Origin of the sequence: Tissierella praeacuta DSM 18095 (genome assembly GCF_900128955.1) — a bacterium.
Taxonomy (GTDB): Bacteria; Bacillota; Clostridia; order Tissierellales; family Tissierellaceae; genus Tissierella; species Tissierella praeacuta.
The window spans coordinates 285995-306027 of sequence record NZ_FQTY01000002.1 but is presented as its reverse complement, the minus strand read 5'-3'; the positions used below and the strand labels follow the sequence as shown (position 1 = coordinate 306027).

General features: G+C 30.0%; 20 protein-coding genes. 3 read left to right on the top strand and 17 right to left on the bottom strand.

The features are described from left to right. The 4 genes from BUB33_RS04120 to BUB33_RS04105 all read right to left on the bottom strand — a co-directional run bounded on the left by BUB33_RS04120 (position 1) and on the right by BUB33_RS04105 (position 4753). Entirely contained in the window at positions 1 to 1011 is a 1011-nt protein-coding gene (locus BUB33_RS04120; RefSeq protein ID WP_072973431.1) for an aspartate-semialdehyde dehydrogenase, read from the bottom strand. 235 nt (positions 1012 to 1246) lie between these two features. Then, a complete protein-coding gene (gene fni, locus BUB33_RS04115) occupies positions 1247 to 2269 on the bottom strand; it encodes a type 2 isopentenyl-diphosphate Delta-isomerase (RefSeq protein ID WP_072973429.1) in 1023 nt (340 codons plus the stop codon). A gap of 14 nt (positions 2270 to 2283) precedes the next feature. Next, positions 2284 to 3219, bottom strand: coding sequence for an LCP family protein (locus BUB33_RS04110; protein WP_072973427.1), 936 nt, complete (start codon positions 3217 to 3219; stop codon positions 2284 to 2286). A gap of 175 nt (positions 3220 to 3394) precedes the next feature. Continuing rightward, on the bottom strand, positions 3395 to 4753 hold the full coding sequence (locus BUB33_RS04105) for a YjiH family protein (RefSeq protein ID WP_072973425.1): 1359 nt from the start codon (positions 4751 to 4753) through the stop codon (positions 3395 to 3397). Between the two features lie 305 nt (positions 4754 to 5058). Between BUB33_RS04105 and BUB33_RS04100 the strand changes: the two genes are divergently transcribed. Together BUB33_RS04100 and BUB33_RS04095 are read left to right on the top strand one after the other, a co-directional pair. After that, positions 5059 to 5988 carry a TDT family transporter gene (locus BUB33_RS04100; protein ID WP_072973423.1) on the top strand — a complete coding sequence of 310 codons (930 nt, stop codon included), beginning with the start codon at positions 5059 to 5061 and terminating at the stop codon, positions 5986 to 5988. Between the two features lie 48 nt (positions 5989 to 6036). After that, on the top strand, positions 6037 to 6513 hold the full coding sequence (locus BUB33_RS04095; RefSeq protein WP_072973421.1) for a C-GCAxxG-C-C family protein: 477 nt from the start codon (positions 6037 to 6039) through the stop codon (positions 6511 to 6513). A 42-nt stretch (positions 6514 to 6555) separates the two neighbouring features. Here the strand turns inward: BUB33_RS04095 and BUB33_RS04090 are convergent, their stop codons facing one another. After that, complete coding sequence (locus BUB33_RS04090) at positions 6556 to 7515, bottom strand: hypothetical protein (protein ID WP_072973418.1); 960 nt, start codon at positions 7513 to 7515, stop codon at positions 6556 to 6558. A 163-nt stretch (positions 7516 to 7678) separates the two neighbouring features. Between BUB33_RS04090 and BUB33_RS04085 the strand changes: the two genes are divergently transcribed. After that, on the top strand, positions 7679 to 8548 hold the full coding sequence (locus BUB33_RS04085; RefSeq protein WP_072973416.1) for a CPBP family intramembrane glutamic endopeptidase: 870 nt from the start codon (positions 7679 to 7681) through the stop codon (positions 8546 to 8548). Positions 8549 to 8670: 122 nt separating this feature from the next. Here the strand turns inward: BUB33_RS04085 and BUB33_RS04080 are convergent, their stop codons facing one another. From BUB33_RS04080 to BUB33_RS04025, 12 genes are all read right to left on the bottom strand, one after another. Continuing rightward, positions 8671 to 9282 carry a DUF3793 family protein gene (locus BUB33_RS04080; protein ID WP_172463223.1) on the bottom strand — a complete coding sequence of 204 codons (612 nt, stop codon included), beginning with the start codon at positions 9280 to 9282 and terminating at the stop codon, positions 8671 to 8673. Positions 9283 to 9305: 23 nt separating this feature from the next. Then, positions 9306 to 9731 (bottom strand): flavodoxin, encoded by a 426-nt coding sequence (locus tag BUB33_RS04075; protein ID WP_072973412.1) that lies wholly within the window; start codon positions 9729 to 9731, stop codon positions 9306 to 9308. 58 nt (positions 9732 to 9789) lie between these two features. Then, entirely contained in the window at positions 9790 to 9936 is a 147-nt protein-coding gene (locus tag BUB33_RS04070) for a FeoB-associated Cys-rich membrane protein (protein ID WP_084725147.1), read from the bottom strand. 14 nt (positions 9937 to 9950) lie between these two features. After that, on the bottom strand, positions 9951 to 12119 hold the full coding sequence (gene feoB / locus BUB33_RS04065; RefSeq protein ID WP_084725145.1) for a ferrous iron transport protein B: 2169 nt from the start codon (positions 12117 to 12119) through the stop codon (positions 9951 to 9953). Between the two features lie 34 nt (positions 12120 to 12153). Beyond that, complete coding sequence (locus BUB33_RS04060) at positions 12154 to 12375, bottom strand: FeoA family protein (RefSeq protein WP_072973410.1); 222 nt, start codon at positions 12373 to 12375, stop codon at positions 12154 to 12156. Between the two features lie 19 nt (positions 12376 to 12394). Continuing rightward, complete coding sequence (locus BUB33_RS04055) at positions 12395 to 12607, bottom strand: FeoA family protein (RefSeq protein WP_072973407.1); 213 nt, start codon at positions 12605 to 12607, stop codon at positions 12395 to 12397. Between the two features lie 72 nt (positions 12608 to 12679). Next, positions 12680 to 12970 (bottom strand): DUF2325 domain-containing protein, encoded by a 291-nt coding sequence (locus tag BUB33_RS04050; RefSeq protein ID WP_072973405.1) that lies wholly within the window; start codon positions 12968 to 12970, stop codon positions 12680 to 12682. Positions 12971 to 13250: 280 nt separating this feature from the next. Further along, positions 13251 to 14690, bottom strand: coding sequence for a LysM peptidoglycan-binding domain-containing protein (locus BUB33_RS04045; protein ID WP_072973403.1), 1440 nt, complete (start codon positions 14688 to 14690; stop codon positions 13251 to 13253). Positions 14691 to 14767: 77 nt separating this feature from the next. Further along, positions 14768 to 15688 (bottom strand): tRNA modification radical SAM protein MnmL/YtqA, encoded by a 921-nt coding sequence (mnmL, locus tag BUB33_RS04040; RefSeq protein ID WP_072973400.1) that lies wholly within the window; start codon positions 15686 to 15688, stop codon positions 14768 to 14770. Between the two features lie 71 nt (positions 15689 to 15759). Beyond that, positions 15760 to 16521: a response regulator transcription factor gene (locus BUB33_RS04035; protein WP_072973398.1), complete on the bottom strand. Its 762-nt coding sequence runs from the start codon at positions 16519 to 16521 to the stop codon at positions 15760 to 15762. After that, positions 16499 to 18121 (bottom strand): sensor histidine kinase, encoded by a 1623-nt coding sequence (locus BUB33_RS04030; protein ID WP_072973396.1) that lies wholly within the window; start codon positions 18119 to 18121, stop codon positions 16499 to 16501. Before BUB33_RS04030 ends, BUB33_RS04035 begins: the two co-directional genes overlap by 23 nt. Positions 18122 to 18208: 87 nt before the next feature. Beyond that, the gene (locus BUB33_RS04025) at positions 18209 to 19999 is read right to left on the bottom strand and encodes a flavocytochrome c (protein WP_072973390.1); all 1791 of its coding nucleotides are present in this window, start codon (positions 19997 to 19999) and stop codon (positions 18209 to 18211) included. Between the last annotated feature and the right edge of the window lie 34 nt (positions 20000 to 20033).

Sequence of the window (20033 nt, the reverse complement as noted above, 5' to 3'; positions counted from 1 at the left end):
TTATCCCTCCATTTTTATATTTTCCATTGCCTCTACAATTTGAACTGCATTAGTAGCTGCACCTTTTCTAAGATTATCTGCCACTACCCAAAGAGATAACCCCTTTGGATTATAAAGATCTTTTCTTATTCTTCCTACATAAGTAAAATCCGTATTTTCTACTTCTATAGGCGTAGGATATCTATTTATCTTTGGATCATCTTCCACAATTACACCCTTAGACTCTTCTAAGGTTTTCTTAATTTCATTTATATTTACTTCTTCTTTAAGTTCTAAATATATAGATTCACTATGTCCATAAAAGACTGGAATCCTAACAGCTGTTGGATTGACCTCTATAGTATCATCCTCTAAAATCTTATGGGTTTCATAAACCATTTTTAATTCTTCCTTTGTAAATCCATTTTCATTAAATATATCTATATGAGGTATACAGTTTCCTGCTATCTTTCTTGTATATACCTTATTTGGATATTCCTTATCTCTTAATTGATTTTGCAGCTCTTCTATGGCCTTATATCCACTACCAGACACTGCTTGATAAGTGGATACTACAATCCTATTTATACCATATTTCCTATATAAAGGAGCTATAGCTACAATCATTTGAATAGTAGAACAGTTAGGATTTGACACTATTCCTTTATATCCCTTTAACACATGAGAATTCACTTCTGGTATTACCAAAGGTATATCTTTGTTCATCCTAAAATGTGACGAATTATCTATTACCATATTACCTGCCTCTGCTGCTATTGGTGCATATTTTTCTGATATACTTCCTCCTGCAGAAAATAATAAATAGTCATACTTTTCTTTCATAACTTCTTCAGTTAAAAGCTCTACTGTAACTTCCTTATTATACTTATCTAATTTTACGGTTTTTCCTGCTGATTTTTCAGATGCAAAAAGTCTCAATTCTGATATGGGTAAATTTCTTTCCATAATCACTTCAATTATTTTTTGACCTACAGCACCAGTAGCACCTACGATACCAATTGCTAAACCCATATATACCACTCCTATTATTTAAAATTAATATATATTATAAGTCTTTGATTCTACCTTAACAAGTATTATCTTTATACTATCATACTTTTATTATATGAAATTGTTATTAAATATTGTCTTAAATATATTCATTCTACAATGGTTTTAAAAAAGACCTGTTACTAAATTAAGTATGATATATATCAAACTAATTATAGAGACAGATCTCTTTAGGCATTAAATAACTTATTTAAAACTATGAATTATTGATTAAATCTTTTAAATCTCCCATTATCTTATAGTCTGTAGCTCTTAATTCTTCAATATTTTTCTTGCCTAAAAGCAGCATTAGTATTTTCATCTTATGGATAGTTACTTCTAAATAATTTCTTGCATTTTCATATCCTCCATGCAGTAAATATGATAGTATCTCTCCTGATATGCCTACCATATTTCCACCAATTACTAATGATTTTACAATATCCATACTATCTCTTATACCACCGCTAGCTATTAAATTTAATTCCTTAGGTAATTCTCTGCATTTAATTAAAGCTAAGGCTGTTGGAATACCCCATGAATAGAGATCAGAAAAATCTATATTATTATACCTAATATTTTCAATTTCAATAAAGTTAGTTCCACCATATCCAGATATATCTATATTTCTAACTCCAACATTATATAGCTTTGTAGCCACTTCCTTAGATATACCAAATCCAACTTCCTTTACTATGACTGGTTTCCCAACCTTTTCTACAATATTTCCAATATTATCCAAAATTCCTCTAAAATGTCTATCCCCCTCTAGCATGACTACTTCTTGAGCAGGATTTAAATGTAATTGTATTGCATCAGCTTCTATCATATCTAATGCTTTTTTTACATCTTCTATGGCTGCTTGAGCATTAAGATTTGCTATAACAGTGCCATTATCGCCCATAGTTTGTCTTACTATTTTAAATGAAGATTTGCATTCCTCATCATCACATAGGGCTATGGTTTGTGACCCAACAGCCATAGGTATATTAAATTCTTTTGCAATTAATGACAAATCTCGATTTATTTCCCAGGAAAAGTCAGAACCTCCTGTCATAGCATTGATTATAATTGGATAATCTACAATTTTCCCTAAAAAAAACGTTTTAGTATCTATATCTTCAAAATTCAAGTCTGGTAATGCATTATGCTCTAAAAATACATTTTCTAATAAGGTAGCACCCTTATAGGTAGTTCTTAGGTAGTTCTCCACATGTTCTCTTTTCCTTTTTTCTCTCATATTTCCACCTCTATCTATTGAGTTAATAAATAGTCTCCAAACATCTCTTCCACAAGTTTCTTTGTTTCTTCTTTATAATATATCCAATAGTCAGCTCCAGAAATCCTTTGACCTTCTCCTGGAATTGTATTTGTTGTCATATTTTCCAAATCAATCTTTGTAGCCGATAATGCTCCCTTGGCAATAACCTTAAATGGGATATTGGTCTCCACATAATCATAATATGTTTCAATAAACTTTGGTAATTTAATTATATTTTTAGGCTTTAAAGTTTGCTTAATCAACTCTTTCATAAACATTTGCTGTGCTTTTATCCTGCCTATATCTCCCTCTGCATAACCTTTTCTATATCTTAAAAAATCGTGAGCTTTCTTACCATCCAATTTTTGTAAGCCCTTTTTTAAATTTATGTGAAGCGGTGGAATTCCAGGTGTTGTATCATCATACTTCATTCTTTGAGGTACATCTATCTCTACTCCACCTATAGCATCTACTATTTCCATTACAGCTCTATAATCAACCTTCACATAATAATCAATATCAAGGTTCAAAAAATCTCTTAAAGTTTTCATAGTAAGTTCTGGTCCTCCATAGGCATGGGCATGATTAATCTTATCTTTTTTACCCCTTACTAGCACTCTAGTATCCCTAGGAATAGATAATAAATTTATTTCACCTGTTTCAAAATTAACCTTAAAAAGCATCATAGTATCTGTTCTTGTACCTTTAGATTTCTTCACATCTTCAGCATCAACACCCATCATTAAGAATAAAATTTCATCCTTAACTTTTGGTTCTACTTTATCTTCTTCCTGTAATTCCTCATTAATATTCTCGTCAATAGTTGCGAAAGAATCACTTTTTGAGAATATTTTTTCACCTACAAAAGTGAAAGCTACAGCAAAAAATATAAATGATAGCACAAATGATAATACAAATTTTTTCTTCATTGTTACACCTCTAGCAATTAAATTATACATTAAATGATACTACATATGTCGACTAATTACAATTAAAAACACAACAAAATAAGGTTACAATTTTAATACAATTATATTTTTACAAAAAAAAGAGGCTTAAAGCCTCAAAAGAAGTGATTCCTTAATAAAATGGAGTTATTTAAAATTAAAACAATAAATGACCAACCAATGCAATAATTGGCAAAGTAACCAATGTTCTTTCAATAAATATAATAAATAACTCACCAACATTTACTGGTATCTTAGAACCTAAGATAACAGCCCCTACTTCTGAAAGATATATAAGCTGAGTAACTGAAACTCCTGCTATTACAAATCTAGTCAACTCAGATTGTATATTAGCCCCTATTACAGATGGCAAGAACATATCTGCAAAGCCTATTATCATAGTTTGGCTAGCTTCTACTGCAAAAGGTATATTAAGCAATTTCAATATTGGAATAAAGGGCATACCTAACCAAGTAAATACTGAAGTAAACTCCGCAAGAATTGTTGCTACAGTTCCAAACGCCATTATAACTGGCATAACTCCTATCCACATTTCAAGAACATTATGAAGTCCACTTTTCACAAAACCTCTGAAATCAGAACTATTTTTTGCCTTTTCAACTGCTTGCTCCAACCCCCAAGTAAAAGGAGTATATCCCATAGGTAAATTCTCCATACTATCCCTACTAACTTCTGTTAGATAATCATCTTTTTTTCTTGATAATGGAGGTATACGAGGTACTATAATAGCTGCAACTACTCCTGCAAAAGTAACTGCTAAATAATATGGAACAAAATAAGTTTCTAATCCTACTTCTGCTAATACTACTAATGCAAATGTAATAGAAACTGCAGAGAATGTTGTGGATATAACAGATGCTTCCCTAGTGCTGTAGTAACCTTCTTCATACTGATTATTGGTAAGCAAAACTCCTATAGTCCCATCCCCTAACCAAGATGTAATACAATCTATTGAAGATCTACCAGGAAGTTTAAATATTGGTCTCATAACTGGTGTAAGCATTGATCCAACAAATTCTAATAATCCAAAATTTAATAGTAAAGGAAGTAAAAATGCCGCAAAAAAGAATATAGTAAGTAAAGTTGTCAAAAGTCCATGTAATAACAAACCACCAGTATTTTCATTCCATATCCAACTAGGTCCAATTTCAAAATATGACAAAACAACTAATATCATACCTATGACTCTAACTATAAACCAAAATATATTTACATTAAATAATCCTTTTATTTCCTTAGAGTTTTCAATAAAACTTGGTCTTGATATTTTATAAAATATAGTCATTAGTCCAGTAAATGTAATAAGCAAAGTAATTATAGTTGGTAAAGCAGGTTCTAATAAGGAAGCTACACCTTTAGATAATATTGCAACTGGAATTGTATAATCCCCCTCATATTTTAAAGGAACCATAAAAAGTATAATACCTATTAAAGATGGAAGTATAAATCGTAAATAGTCTATTCTAGAATGTTTTTTATTTATATTGTCAGACATAAAAAATCCCTCCCTTAATTTTCATTTTATCTACTTTCCTCCTCCCTTTATCATATTACCATGATACCACGAAATATTGCCGATTTCAACAATTGATATGAATATTTTAAATTTTCTTTAATATCTGATATATGATAAATTATATATCCCTTTATTATATAAGATTTTTTTTCAAATATCTATAGTAAAATAATATTTTTTTATAATATTCTCTTTATTATAGATATTTTTTATTGGATTTGCTCTTATTTATATGCTAGTGTATTTAATGATAATATTATTTAAACTTAAAAAGGAGAGATGCTATGAAAGAAATTATTAAAAGATTACCCATACCAATTGTTGGTCTAATGTTAGCTCTAGCAGCCACTGGAAATCTAGTCTTATCTTATGGAGAGAAATATCGAAATATCTTTGGTATATTTTCAGCAATTATTTTAATTTTAGTATTAATGAAAATCATTATGTTTCCAAAGGGTGTTTCTGAAAGTCTAGACAATCCCGTAGTTGCTAGTGTTTTTCCCACTCTTTCTATGGGGATTATGCTTTTATCCACATATCTTAAACCATTTGCATCATCCTTGGCATTTGGTATGTGGATTATAGGACTGGTATTACATATAGTCCTTATTATATATTTTACAAAAAAATATATATTTAATTTTAATATCAAAAAAGTTTTTCCATCTTGGTTTATTGTTTATGTTGGTATAGTAGTTGGTTCTGTAACGGCTCCTGCATTTAACAGAGCAAATATTGGACAAGTTTTATTCTGGTTTGGTTTTATATCCTATTTTCTATTATTACCAATTGTTTTTAAGAGAGTCTTTCAAATTAAAGAAATACCTGAACCAGCATTACCAACTATTGCAATCTTCGCTGCACCTGTTGCTCTTTGTTTAGCAGGATATATAAATTCATTTCAAGAAAAAAATATGTTTATTGTTTATCTATTATTAACTCTATCTCAACTCTCATATTTATTTGTATTACTACAATTGCCAAGATTACTAAAATTAAAGTTCTATCCATCCTACTCAGCTTTTACATTTCCATTAGTTATTAGTGGCATTTCCGTCAAATTGACTAATGGATTTTTAGTTAATGCTGAGAAGCCAATTACTATGCTGAAATATTTAGTAAAATTTGAAGAATTAATAGGGATTATTATTGTGCTTTATGTATTAATCAGATATATAAGTTTCTTATTTACCAAAACTGAAACAGCAAAATAGTCTATTTATTGAAAAATAAGTACAAATGAATTTAAGGGGGTTTTTTTAATGACAAAGGAAGAATTATTGGCAAAAGTTAAAGAAGAAGCAGAAGGATATTTTGAAAGGGGAGAATTTTTCTGCTCAGAAGCAGTAGCACAAAGTATCAATAATTTATTAGGAAATCCATATGATAATAACATCGTAAAAATGGCTTCTGGTTTCCCAATAGGTATGGGAAAATCAGGATGTTTATGTGGTGCTGTAAGTGGGGGACAAATGGCTCTTGGAATGGCATATGGTAGAGTTCATGGAGAACCTATGAATGAAAAAATGTTTCCAGTTGCAGCAGCTTTACATGATTTTATAAAAGATGAATATGGTGCAACTTGCTGTAGAGTTATTACTCGACAATGGGCAGGAGATAATTTTCAAAGCCCAGAAAGAAAAAAACATTGTATTGAAATAACTGGCAAAGTTGCAGAATGGGTTGCCCAAAAATTAATTGAAGACGGACAAATAGAAGTTGCAGAAACAGCAGAATAATAAAAAAACCACCTCGAGGTGGTTTTTTATTATTCTGCTAACCTATTTACTTACTTCTAATAAGGCTAATGCCTCATTAACAAGGGACACGATTTTATCTTCTACAACTTTATTTACTATTAATTTATTTTCTTCAATAACGCCAATATACTTGTTTATTATAAACGCAGTAGTTGAATCTTTTGTCTTTGAAGTCTTTCTATAACTTTCTAACACTTCATCATAAATCTTCTTGCTTTGAGGATCACATATAGGTGTATTATCTAGTCCTCCTAGATAAATAACTAATTTGTTTTTATAACTTCCCAACATTTCCTCATGCCTTTGACCTTGTGAATATCTTTGAATATATTTTTCAGTTTGTATTATTCTTGATGCCAACTCATCATAAGAAATCTTCAATCCTGCATCTATTGCTACAGGCTCATTTGAATCCATAGCCTTGATTGCAATATACTCTTTCATTTCATCTGAAATATAATCATTATATTCTTTCATCTTCTCATAATCTACTAATGGATAATAATTCCCTTCAATATTTACAAGTTTATATTTATTATTTATTAATTTTGTTACTAAATTTCGAAGATTTTCATCTTGTATGTCTTTTATTTTATCTTCTGGAAAGAAAAATTCTGTTCCTCCAATTTTAATTAATTCTCCATTAGTGTCAATTTCTAAGATACTATCTGTCATAGAATCTAAGGATTTAGAAAGTATATTTTCTAACTCTGATACCATCTTGTCCCCTTCTATCTGAGAAAGTTTCCCAATATTTTCATCTATAAAAGATACTATCTTATTTAAATCTTTATTTTTTAAAGTACTATCAAAATCTTCCATTATCTTTTCTCTATCTTTCTCATCTTCACCTGAGTTTTCTATAGATTCTGTTGGTTCTTTAGTCAAATCTTTTATTGGATCCTTTTTCTTACAAGACGAAAGAGTCACAACTGATAATATTAGAATAAAAATAATAACCATATTTTTATATTTCTTCATAAAATCACCACTTTCTAATTATTTTATCAATCTTATTATACCCAAACTATAACATATACTAAATAATAAATCGTTACAATTTTATTACAAACATCCTAATTTATTTCTATTTCTCACATTTTGTTGTACAATAGTATAGATGTATATATGAAGGGGGGTCACTATGGAAGCTAAAATATTAAAAAAGGAAAAATCCATATATAAAGTAAATTTATTTTTTCTTTGTACAATTATATGGTCTATAATCGTTCAATTCTTACCTATACCAGATAATTCATATCAATATATAGCATTTTTAATACCCAGTGTTATTTACTTATTTTTGAACAGATCAAAAATAGATAGGATATTAAAGCCTGATATGTTGAACTTTAGCAGTGCAATAATTATATTTATTATATGGCTAGCATCACTACCGCTTATATTTCTAATAATTGAATTGTATATGTACTTTTTTGGAAGCACCTTAGTAGATATAGTTACTGAAGATGCCCATGAAGTATTCGCCCTAAATGTATTTTTTACTGCAGTTACTCCTGCTATTCTAGAGGAAATTTTAATGAGAGGAATTATATTAGATGGGTATAGAAATAAATCTAGATTAGTAGCAGCTATAATGAATGGATTTATGTTTGGAATGTTACACTTAAACTCTTTCCAGTTCTTCCATACTTTTATAGCTGGTTTTATAGCTTCTCTTATAGTATTTGCTACAAACTCAATATTTGCAGGAATTTTAATTCATATGGTAAATAATGGTTTGCCCATGATACTAAACTATTTATATCCCGTTAATCCAAATATGGAATATGCAAAGGATACAAATTTTTTATTTCTTTCACTTTATGCCTTATTAGGCATTATCTTTGTTTTTAAATTAATCAATCTATTATTTAAATTAAACAATATTCCTTTTAAAGAAAATAAGGAATTATCAAATGAAAAAATCTTTGATTTACCTTTAATTATATCCATAATTATCTTTATAGGATTTAGTGCCTTGATGGTTTTTGCCATAAAAAAAATAATGTAGAAAGTAATATTACTTTCTACATTATTTTTTAATTTAAGCCCCTTACATAACATATTTACTAATTATTCTCTTTCTTTTAGCTCATTGCTAATATAGTGTAACTAAGTATTATATTAGCTATTCTATGCATATAAGTATTGTCTATGATTTACATACAAATTTTTAATCCTATTTTTTTTATTCTGTAAAACATTTAACATATAAATTTTTTTTGATTTATCATATAAATCGAATATCTCTTTATATCTATTATTATTTTCATATACTTTCCAATACCCACTGAATAAACATTTATCTCTATTAATAAATCCAATTACATCCTCATAAGGTATACCTAAAAATATGCCACTTTCGTGAGGAAATTTGCCATTAGCCACTCTTTTTTTTAGACAATTTAAACATTTTTCTAATTGAAAATTATAGTTATACCCAAACTCACATAATAGTTTATGATTTTTTTGCAGTTCTAAATGTTGGGTAAGGTTAAATCTATCATAGATTAACAAAATAATCCCTTCATGTGTTTCTTGAAGAACAATAGATTCCAGATTATATTGATGTAATATATTTGTACCACCTTCATTCCAAAAGTTATAAAGCTTTCTCTTGCAATTTTTCAATGTTATTGTAGAAGCTGGCTTAATTCCTGTAATAACTGGTGATAACATATATCCAATAAATTTCTCAGCATAATCATATTCATTTAACAATTCAATTTTTTTTAAAAAACTCATCAGTAAATTGTCATCCATAAATTTTATCCTATAATTCTTCTACCATAGTCTATACACTTATCTGCCTCTTCCCCCTCTGGAGATAAGTTGACTATACAGCCTTCTTCAAATACTTTAGCCCCATAAGAATTCATTCTTTCAACCCAATTTCTCATCCATTCTCCATCTCCCCAATCATAAGAACCAAACAATCCAACTATCTTATCTTTTACAATATCTTTTATAGACTCTACAAAAGGCTCCATTTCATCTTCCTCAATAGCTTCACTTCCCATTGAAGGGGAACCAAGCAGCAATATATCTGCATCCAATACATCTTGTGATTTTGCATTTGAAACAGGAATTAATTTTACTTCTGAATCCTTTTCTTTTGCTCCATTGGCTATTAAATTAGCCATCGCCTCAGTATTACCTGTTCCTGTCCAGTATATTATAGATACTTTTTTCATATTATCTCTTCCTTTCATAAGTAATTATTTATAAATAAAATATTTTTAAAATTTAATCCTATTTAATCTTATATGTTTTTGTAGTTTCACATCCACTACAGGAACTGCAACCTGCACATCCCCCTTTTTTCCTATTTTTTATAATATTCCTTATAGCGAAAAATAAACCTATAGCAATCAATCCAGCAATAATAAAATTTATCATAATGATTATCTCCTTTACTTAGAAGCAAGGGCTTTTTTTCTTGAACCCTTTAGTTTATTCAATATACCCATAACTATTGCAATAACTAATATAGCTCCAAATACCATTAATACAATATCCCCATTTACCACTGCTCCCTCAGAAGCCTCCTCCATAGCTCCTATATCTAATACTACTGGAGTCATAGCAGAAGTTCCTTTGAATATAATTCCTCCTAAAACATTAACTATCAATGCTGCTATATATGCTAGTCCTGTTTGGTATCCTATGGCAAGCAATGTCATTTTCCAGTTTCCAAATTCCCTCTTCATAGCTCCTATAGCTGCAAAACAAGGTGCTGCAAAAATAGTAAATACTATGAAAGCAAATGCAGTTACTTGAGTAAATTCAATTGGCACTACTGAACCTACAGATGCAAAGGTAGCAACTACTACTTCCTTAGCAATAAGACCAGTAAAGGTTGCAACAGCAGGCGCCCAAGAATCGCCAAATCCAAGAGGTATAAATATCCATCTAATACTTTCCCCAATCTTCGCCAACATACTTTTTTCTATCATTTCACCTTCTAAGTATTCTAATGAAAAACTAAAAGATTGAAGTATCCATAAAGCAACACATGCTACAAATATTATTGACCCTGCTTTTTTAATAAATGATTTAGCTTTCTCCCACATATGAATAGCTACACCTTTAATCCTTGGTATTTTATATGTTGGAAGTTCCATTACAAATGGTGCAGGTTCTCCAGAAAAAAATTTAGTTCTTTTCAAAATAATTCCAGATATAATTACTGTAACTATTGCAATTATATAAATAGAAGGCCCCACCCAAGTTTGATCTTGAAACATCATAGCTATAAACATTGCAAATACAGGCAACTTAGCACCACATGGTATAAATGGTGTTAGAAGAATAGTCATCCTTCTATCTTTTTCATTTTCAATTGTTCTACTGGCCATAATTCCAGGTATAGAGCAACCTGTGCCAATTAGCATTGGAATAAATGACTTCCCTGAAAGTCCAAATTTCCTAAAAATCCTATCCATAATAAAGGCAATTCTAGCCATATATCCACTATCCTCTAAAAGTGATAAAAAGAAGAATAATATCATTAACTGAGGTACAAATGTAAATATAGCTCCTATACTTCCTATTATTCCATTACCTATAAGATCAGATGCCCAACTAGCAGCTCCAACATTCTCTAAAAAACCAACAGTTGCTTCTTGCATAGTTTCAGTAAGTGACTCTATATACCCTACTGTCCAATCTCCAACTGTAGATATGGACACATAATAGATAAACCAAAGTATTCCAAAGAAAATTGGCAATGCCAACCATTTATTAGTCACTATTGAATCTATTTTATCCGACGTAGTCATATGCCTTTGTTTTTTCTTATAACATTTTGAAATAGTTCTTTCTATATAGCTATATCTTTCTCCAGTAACTATACTCTCTATATCATCACCAAATTCATTTTCGCAAGCATCTACTATTGTTTCTATCTCATTTAAAATCTTTGCATCTAAATTTAATTTCTCCAAAACCTTTTCATCTTGCTCAAATAATTTTACTGCATACCAGTATGCCCTTTCTTTATCTCCTATTTTATATTCTATTAATTCCAATATTCTATCTATTGAATCCTGTACCTTTTTATTAAACTTATGTAATGGTTTTATACTTGCCCCATTATTTCCAACTTCTATTGCTATATTTATTAATTCCTTTAACCCTTTTCCACTAATAGCTGAGGTTTCTACAACAATGCATCCAAGTTCCTTAGATAATTTCTCTGTATCTACCTTATCTCCGTACTTATCTACTACATCCATCATATTCAATGCTACTACTGTAGGTATGCCTATTTCAATTATTTGAGTAGTAAGATATAAATTACGCTCCATATTAGAAGCATCTACTATATTTATTATTACATCTGGTTTTTCATCTATTAAATAATTCCTAGTAATAACTTCTTCCAAAGTATATGGAGATAATGAGTATATCCCAGGTAAATCAATAATTTTTACATCCTTATGTTTTTTTAATTTTCCTTCTTTTTTTTCCACAGTAACCCCAGGCCAATTTCCAACATATTGCTGAGAACCTGTAAGTTCGTTAAATATAGTTGTTTTCCCACTATTGGGATTCCCTACTAACGCAATCTTAATTTCCAAATCTTTCCCTCCTATGTCTACAATTTTCATTTTATTAACTAATAACTATTTTACCTGCATCAGATTTTCTCAAGGATAATTCATATCCCCTTACAGTTATTTCAATTGGATCACCTAAAGGAGCAACTTTACGGATATAAACCTTAGTTCCCTTTGTAATCCCCATGTCCATGATTCTTCTTCTCACAGCTCCCTCCCCTTCTAATTTTACTACTGTCACATTTTCTCCTGGCAAAGCACTTTCAAGTGTCTTCATATTTCCATATCCTCCCTTTTTAAACCATAATTCTACTAGCCATTTGATTATCAAGAGCTACCCTAGTGCCCTTAATATTAACAATAAGATTTCCTCTAAATTCAGATATAACAGTTACATCTTCACCAACTACAAATCCTAAAGTACCCAAAAATCTTTTTGTATCATCCTTTCCATTTATTTTTTTTATTGCAGTTATTTCACCTTTATTAACAAATGTAAGAGGCAGCATAATTCATCTCCTTCTTTATTTATTCTTTTATAACGATATTGATAATCATTATCATTTAGTTGGTAAAAAAAATTAACTAGCTTCACTTTTTAATTTCATCAATGTTTCTTCTAGAGAACTTCTACTACTTGTATGACATCTAAATATAGGTATACTTTTCCTTTTTGCTTCTTTTATGGCAACAAGTACCATCTTATGAGAAACTGTATTTGTAAATAAAACAATAGCATCTGGTTGTCCTATACTTTTATTAAATCTTGATGGCATTTGTGTAAATATCTTCATTTTATATCCGTGCTTATTGCCAACTTCCTTATACTCATCATGCATTCTATCATGACCACCCACTAAAACTATAGACATTATGTACCGTTATTTAAGATACAATAATAGTATCCTAACGGATTCCCTCCTTTCTTAAAAAATTATATTGTTAATCATTAGATTTATATATTAATTAAATACTCCACGGGGTATTGATAATCATTATCAATACCGTTTTTAAAAAAAACCACTTTTCACAAGTAGTAAATAATTATAGTTGACTTTGTATAGTATATTATCAAACTAATTATTAAATGTCAATAAAAAATTCATACTAAAATACTCTACATTTAAAAAGCCCCTTATAAGGGGCTTTTCATTATGCTGGAACACAAATCATTTTTCCTACTACAAAATCTGCTGGAGTTAAATTTGGGTTCATCATCATTAATGCTGAAACAGATATATTAAATTTTTGAGCTAATGCTACTACTGCAGCTCCACTTGATGGAATGTCTCCTTGAACTATAGTATATTTTTTAGTTCCCGTGGGACAAGGACAGCCCATATCTTTATGTGGCATTATACAAATTCTTTGACCTGGTGTCAAACTATCCCAATTCACATTCGGATTAGCTGACATAAGATCCATAACTGATATATTAAATCTTAATAATATAGTTGCTAAATTATCATTTGGTCTAACTTCGTATATTGTTCCACCTGGACAAGTAACTGGTGGGGGTTCTACCTTAGGTATACAAATTAATTGCCCTACCCTAAGGTTATTAGGATCAACTCCTGGATTAGCTGCAATTAATGTAGCTACAGATATATTAAACATTGCAGCAATACTATATAAAGTATCTCCTGGTCTTACTGCATAATATACTCCATTACATGGAGGACATGGTGGAGGTGTTGTACCTCTTGGTATACAAATTACTTGACCTATTTGCAGATTATTTGGATTTAGTCCTGGGTTTACTGCTAATATTGCATCTACTGTTGTATTATATGTCATTGCTATTGAGTAAATTGTATCTCCCGCCTTTATTGTGTAAGCAAATGTTCCTACTGGACATGTTGGTGGTGGAGGTGTTATACCTCTTGGTATACAAATTACTTGACCTATTTGTAGATTATTTGGATTTAGGCCTGGGTTTACTGCTAATATTGCATCTACTGTTGTATTATATGTCATTGCTATTGAGTAAATTGTATCCCCTGCCTTTATTGTGTAAGCAAATGTTCCTATTGGACATGTTGGTGGTGGAGGTGTTGTACCTCTTGGTATACAAATTACTTGACCTATTTGTAGATTGTTTGGATTAATTCCTGGGTTTACTGCAATTATTGCCTCTACTGTTGTATTATAGGTAATCGCTAACATATATAGTGTATCACCAGATTTTATTGTATAGGCAAATGTTCCTGTTGGACATTGTTTTGGTGGAGGTGTTGCTCCTGGTATACAAATTACCTGACCTATTTGTAAATTATTTGGATTAATTCCTGGGTTTACCGCCATTATTGCCTCTACTGTTGTATTATATTTGATTGCCAACATATAAAGTGTATCCCCTGATTTAATTGTATAGGCAAACGTTCCCGATGGACATCTTTGAGGAGGAGGCGTTACTGATCCTGGTATACAAATCCTTTGACCTATTTGTAAATTGTTTGGATTAATTCCTGGGTTTATTGCCATTATAGCTTCCACAGTTGTGTTATATGTGATTGCTAATTTATAAAGCGTATCACCCGATTTAATTGTATAGGAAAAGCTTCCTGTTGGACATGTTCTGTTATTACTCATGCTTACCACCCTTCTTTCATTATTCTATGCATTAATATACTATGCAAAAATATGATTAAGGGTTACTATGTCTAATTCTAAAAATTTTCTATTTTATTTTTTCCTTGATGGGAATTACGCAATTTAAGTTCTTTATCCAACATGGACAATACTCTCAATTTATCTAAAGTCCACTTTGGTTCATATAACAATTCTTTTTTCCCATCCCCTGTTACTCTATGAATTACCATATCTTTGGGAAGCAGTTCAATAGCATCTGCTACTAAAACTATATATTCTTCTCTGCTCATTATGGAAAAAGGGTTTTTCATATAATAATCAAATAAATCTGTATCTCTTTGAATATAAAGAGAATGAAGTTTTATTCCCCAAGTATTTGTATTACCAACATATTTTACCGTATCTAACATTTCTTCTTTGCTTTCATCTGGTAATCCTAATATTATATGAGTAACTACCTTAATATTTCTATCTTTTAAATTCTTTATGGCTTCATCATATATAAAAAGAGGATATCCTCGTCTTATAAATCTAGCTGATTTTTCGTGGATAGTTTGAAGACCTAATTCTACCCATAAATAAGTTTCTTTATTTAATTTCGATAATAGTTCCAATGTCTCTTCTCCTAAACAATCAGGTCTCGTAGCTATTGCAAGTCCTACTACTCCCTCAATATCTATTGCATCATAATAAAGTCTTTTTAGTTTTTCTATAGTACCATAGGTATTAGTAAAATTTTGGAAATAAATTATATATTTATCAGTGTCCCATTTCTTTGATAAAAGCTTCTTTTGTTCTTTTACTTGCTCCTCTAGAGAAACAAGCCTGGAACCTGCAAATTCTCCAGAGCCTTCTTCACTACAAAATATACAGCCCTTAGTTCCAACTTTCCCATCTCTATTAGGACAGGTAAATCCTCCATCTAAGGATAATTTCATTACCTTACCGCCAAATTCTCTTCTTAATTCTTCATTTAATGTATTATATCTTTTTGACATTACAATTTACTCCTATCCCATCTTTTATAATTTCAACTCAATGTATCATATATTTAATTTTGATTTTATATTTAAGTAAATTTATTTCTATATTCAATTGGAGATATTCCTTCTTTATTCTTGAATACCCTGCTAAAATAATGCTGACTTTTAAACCCTACCTTTTTTGCAATTTCAGATATATTTGGGTACAATATATCATCTGTTAATAATTCCTTTGCTTTTAAGATTCTTACCTTTGTCATATACTCTATAAAAGAATAACCTAATTGGTCTTTCATTAATGTACTTAAATAAGTCTTGTTTATATTAAACAAACTAGCAACCTTAGATGGTGATAAATCCATGTCTGAATAATTTTCTTCTATATATCTTTTTACTCGTAAAACTATAGCTGATAAATTACTGGCTTCCATATTATATATATCTCCATTATCTCTTTGCTTATATTCTCCTAAGGAAGATAACTCAATATTTAATGCCTTTAAAACATTATATAAATCTGTTTTAGGAATAGGTTTTAGTAAGTAATCAAAAACCTTTAATTTTAAAGCCCTAAGAGCATATTCGAAATCATCATACCCACTTATTATTATTGTATATGAATTTGGATATCTATACTTTAACTGGTTAGTTAGATCTAATCCATTTATCATTGGCATATTAATATCCATTAAAAATACATCTGGATTATATTTCTCAGCCATATCCAATGCTTCTTTATAATCACCTGCTTCACCTACTACTTGAAATTTAAAATCAAACTCCTCTATCCATTTTCTTAAACCTCGTCTTATTTTAGGCTCGTCATCAACAATCAATATCTTCCTCATATTTATCCTCCATAATGATTGGACAATTAATTCTTGATATGACCCAATCTTTTTCATTTTTAATATCCAAACCATAATTTTCCCCAAATGCTAATTTTATTCTTTGATTTACACTATATAATCCAAATCCTATCTTATCCCCATTCTTCTCTTTACCACTCAAAATCTTTCTTATTATTTTAAGCCTATTGACTTCTATATTTTCACCATTATTTCGTACTTCCATTATTAATTCATTTCCCTCTTTAAATATATTTACAATTATTTTAAATCTGGGATTTTTATTATATTTATTTCCATGATAAATCGCATTCTCTACTAAAGGCTGTAATAAGACTCTAATAACTCTATACCCTAATAATGACTCATTACATATAATCTTATAATCTAACTCTTCTTCAAATCTTGCTTGATATATTTGGATATAACTTTTAATATGACTTATTTCCTCCGATACCCTTATAAATTTTTCACCTTTACTTAGACCTATTCTAAAATAATTACTTAAAGCTTCAATAAGTTCCACAACTTCCATAGCATCATATTCTATTGCTGACCACCGAATTGTATCTAATGTATTATAGAGAAAATGTGGATTTACTTGTTCTTGTAATAATCTTAGTTCCATTTCCTTTTTCTCATATTTCACCGTATATAGCCTATCTAACATCTGATCAAAACTTTTTTGTAAATCTCCTATTTCGTCATTTCTATAATCTTTAAATCTTATTTTTAAATCGCCATTTTCAACCTTCTTCATTAACTCCTGCATCCTACAAATTGGTCTTACTATAGATGAGCTAAATAGAGTCAATAACACTATCAATACTACTCCTATTAATAATCCAATTTTTATAGCTGACCCCTTTAACCTTTTAGCTCCTTCATATAATCTATATTCTGGAACTTTAAAAACTATAGTCCATCCTGGTGACTTTTCTATTGAGGATGAAAACTCTATAATATCGCCTTTATTATCAATCCCACTGTCTTCTCCTCCAATTGGATTTCCAGATATATCATAAATCTTACTTCCCCCATCATAGAGTTGAATTCTTGAGGCTATATCTTTAATAGTTTCAATAGGAACTGCTGCTGATATATATGAAAATTTCTGTTCAATATCCTTTGGTAATCTATATAGTATAATTATTATATCTACTTTATTGGACTTAGATTTCAATGGATTGCTAATAACAAAAGGAGTTCTTTCTTCATTTATCTTTTTGTAATAATCCCTATTAGCTATTGAAAAACTTGAATTATCTGTTATCCACGCTATTCCATCTTCATCTATAATTCCTAAAGATTCATATATATTATTATTTCCAAGTGAAAATCTCATATATTCTAAACTTTCATCTAAACTCATATTTAGATAGCCAATTTGTTCCCCTATTAATTTAATTTCTATAATTCTTTCTTCAATCCAATTGGAAATTTGCTCAGACCTAGCATCTACCATTTGTTGAGTCAAGTTCTTACTAAGTGGTATTACTGATTTATCCATCTCCATATCTATATTCCATAATAAAAGTATAAATAATATAAATAAACTAGCAACTACATACAAAGTTATTTTATTTTGAATTCTACTCATACTATCCTCCTAATATAACGAAACATTCCTGTATTTATTATAAGAAAAAACTGTATGATATCATACAGTTTTTTCTTATAATAAATTCTATTCTACTACTTTTTGCCCAGCTATTCTACCAAAAACAATTACATCTGTAACAGCATTTCCTCCTAAGCGATTTGTACCATGAATTCCACCAGTAACTTCTCCAGCCGCAAATAGTCCTTCAATTACTTTACCTTTATTATCCAATACTTTTGCATCTTCATTTATAACTATTCCACCCATAGTATGATGTATAGCTGGTGCTACCTTTTGAATATAAAATGGTCCTTTTTCAATAGTTCTTAATTTTCCCCTTCTATTAAAATCTTCATCTTTTCCATTTTCTACAAATCTATTATATTTTTCTATACTTGCTAAAAGATTATCCTTATCCACTTCAAAATGCTTTGCTAACTCTTCTAATGTATCTGCTTTATAAATTAAATCCATCTTTTCAAATACTTTATATTCATCTTCGTGTACCTTTGTCATATTACCAACTTCTTCAATCTCTTGTCCCCATATTAAATAAGCTTCATTATTTGTTTGTTCTAAAATAGCTTTAGATATAACGTCTCTTCTATCCATTTCCTCTACAAAACGTTTACCTTCCTGATTTAATAATACAGCACCATCAAATCTAGAATTTGCTACATAAGATATAATTCCTGTTTTAGGATTACAAGTTGGATATGTTTGAATATATTCCATATGCATAAGATCAGCACCTAATTTTTCTGCCATTATAATTCCATCACCTGTAGTTCCTGATACATCAGTAGTCTTATATTTATCATCTTTATCTGGATCATATTTTACACGCATTTCCTTATTTGCTCCAAAACCTCCAGTTGCTATAATAACTCCCTTATTAGCATTAAAGATAATCTCTTGTCCAGCAGCATTTTTTGCCTTTACTCCCACTACTCTGTTATTATCCATAATTAACTCTTCTGCTCTTGTTTCCATCTTAAATTCTACACCTAGTTTATCACCATATGCCTTAAGTTTTCTAATCAATTCAGTTCCATGATTGTTCTTAGATATTAAAGCCCTCGGTACTGAATGTCCACCAAATTGTTGAAGACGATCTGGCATAAATTCTACATTTATTTCATTAACTAACCACTCTGTAGTTGGCAGAGCATTTTTGGCTATAACTGTAACTAATTCCTTTTTATTTATATTATCTCCGCCATTCATAGTATCCTCTATAAATAATTCTACACTATCCTCTATTCCTAAAGCTTTTTGTTGTTTTGTTCCTGGGACGTTGAGTCCGCCACCAGATACTAATGTATTGCCACCTAAACTGCTCATCTTTTCCAATAATACTACCTTAGCCCCAGAAGATTGAGCCTCTACTGCAGCAGATAATCCAGCTCCACCTCCACCAATTACTACAACATCATAAGTCTGTTCTAATTCTTCCTCTTTTTCAGCTAAATTAATTTTCTCACCTTTATTAAATATTTCCTCATTTCCTCCAGCCTTTTTTAATGCATCTTTTATGGCTAGTATTAACCCTGCACTTGTATAAGTTGCACCAGTTACACCATCAATATTTACACTTTGATTATCTACTACTGCCTGTGGTATTTTTTCAAAGGCAGCATCACTTAGGACTTCTGTTTCCTTATGTTCCAATACATCTATTGAGGCAATCTTTCCACCCTCTATTGTTAGATTTAATCTAATTTGACCACCATTTCCGGTTCCAATTCCTTCATATACTCCATCTTTATAAGACATACTTCCTTCACTCTTGCCATTTTTACCACAACCTGTTAGTATTCCAAATGTCATTGTAAAAATTAACAGTAGTGATATGATTTTAAAGCTTTTTTTCATTTTAATTCCTCCCTATATATGTACTGTTTGTTAA

What these genes read in the sequence shown, in the direction of transcription:
- BUB33_RS04075 (WP_072973412.1), bottom strand. Translation starts at nt 9,731, where the DNA reads ATGAAAAAAGTATCTATAATATACTGGACAGGAACAGGTAATACTGAG.
- BUB33_RS04080 (WP_172463223.1), bottom strand. Translation starts at nt 9,282, where the DNA reads ATGAGTTTTTTAAAAAAAATTGAATTGTTAAATGAATATGATTATGCT.
- BUB33_RS04050 (WP_072973405.1), bottom strand. Translation starts at nt 12,970, where the DNA reads ATGTCTATAGTTTTAGTGGGTGGTCATGATAGAATGCATGATGAGTAT.
- BUB33_RS04055 (WP_072973407.1), bottom strand. Translation starts at nt 12,607, where the DNA reads ATGCTGCCTCTTACATTTGTTAATAAAGGTGAAATAACTGCAATAAAA.
- BUB33_RS04110 (WP_072973427.1), bottom strand. Translation starts at nt 3,219, where the DNA reads ATGAAGAAAAAATTTGTATTATCATTTGTGCTATCATTTATATTTTTT.
- BUB33_RS04025 (WP_072973390.1), bottom strand. Translation starts at nt 19,999, where the DNA reads ATGAAAAAAAGCTTTAAAATCATATCACTACTGTTAATTTTTACAATG.
- BUB33_RS04045 (WP_072973403.1), bottom strand. Translation starts at nt 14,690, where the DNA reads ATGAGTAATAACAGAACATGTCCAACAGGAAGCTTTTCCTATACAATT.
- BUB33_RS04035 (WP_072973398.1), bottom strand. Translation starts at nt 16,521, where the DNA reads ATGAGGAAGATATTGATTGTTGATGACGAGCCTAAAATAAGACGAGGT.
- BUB33_RS04095 (WP_072973421.1), top strand. Translation starts at nt 6,037, where the DNA reads ATGACAAAGGAAGAATTATTGGCAAAAGTTAAAGAAGAAGCAGAAGGA.
- mnmL (WP_072973400.1), bottom strand. Translation starts at nt 15,688, where the DNA reads ATGTCAAAAAGATATAATACATTAAATGAAGAATTAAGAAGAGAATTT.
- BUB33_RS04060 (WP_072973410.1), bottom strand. Translation starts at nt 12,375, where the DNA reads ATGAAGACACTTGAAAGTGCTTTGCCAGGAGAAAATGTGACAGTAGTA.
- BUB33_RS04030 (WP_072973396.1), bottom strand. Translation starts at nt 18,121, where the DNA reads ATGAGTAGAATTCAAAATAAAATAACTTTGTATGTAGTTGCTAGTTTA.
- BUB33_RS04120 (WP_072973431.1), bottom strand. Translation starts at nt 1,011, where the DNA reads ATGGGTTTAGCAATTGGTATCGTAGGTGCTACTGGTGCTGTAGGTCAA.
- fni (WP_072973429.1), bottom strand. Translation starts at nt 2,269, where the DNA reads ATGAGAGAAAAAAGGAAAAGAGAACATGTGGAGAACTACCTAAGAACT.
- BUB33_RS04105 (WP_072973425.1), bottom strand. Translation starts at nt 4,753, where the DNA reads ATGTCTGACAATATAAATAAAAAACATTCTAGAATAGACTATTTACGA.
- BUB33_RS04100 (WP_072973423.1), top strand. Translation starts at nt 5,059, where the DNA reads ATGAAAGAAATTATTAAAAGATTACCCATACCAATTGTTGGTCTAATG.
- BUB33_RS04085 (WP_072973416.1), top strand. Translation starts at nt 7,679, where the DNA reads ATGGAAGCTAAAATATTAAAAAAGGAAAAATCCATATATAAAGTAAAT.
- BUB33_RS04090 (WP_072973418.1), bottom strand. Translation starts at nt 7,515, where the DNA reads ATGAAGAAATATAAAAATATGGTTATTATTTTTATTCTAATATTATCA.
- BUB33_RS04070 (WP_084725147.1), bottom strand. Translation starts at nt 9,936, where the DNA reads ATGATAAATTTTATTATTGCTGGATTGATTGCTATAGGTTTATTTTTC.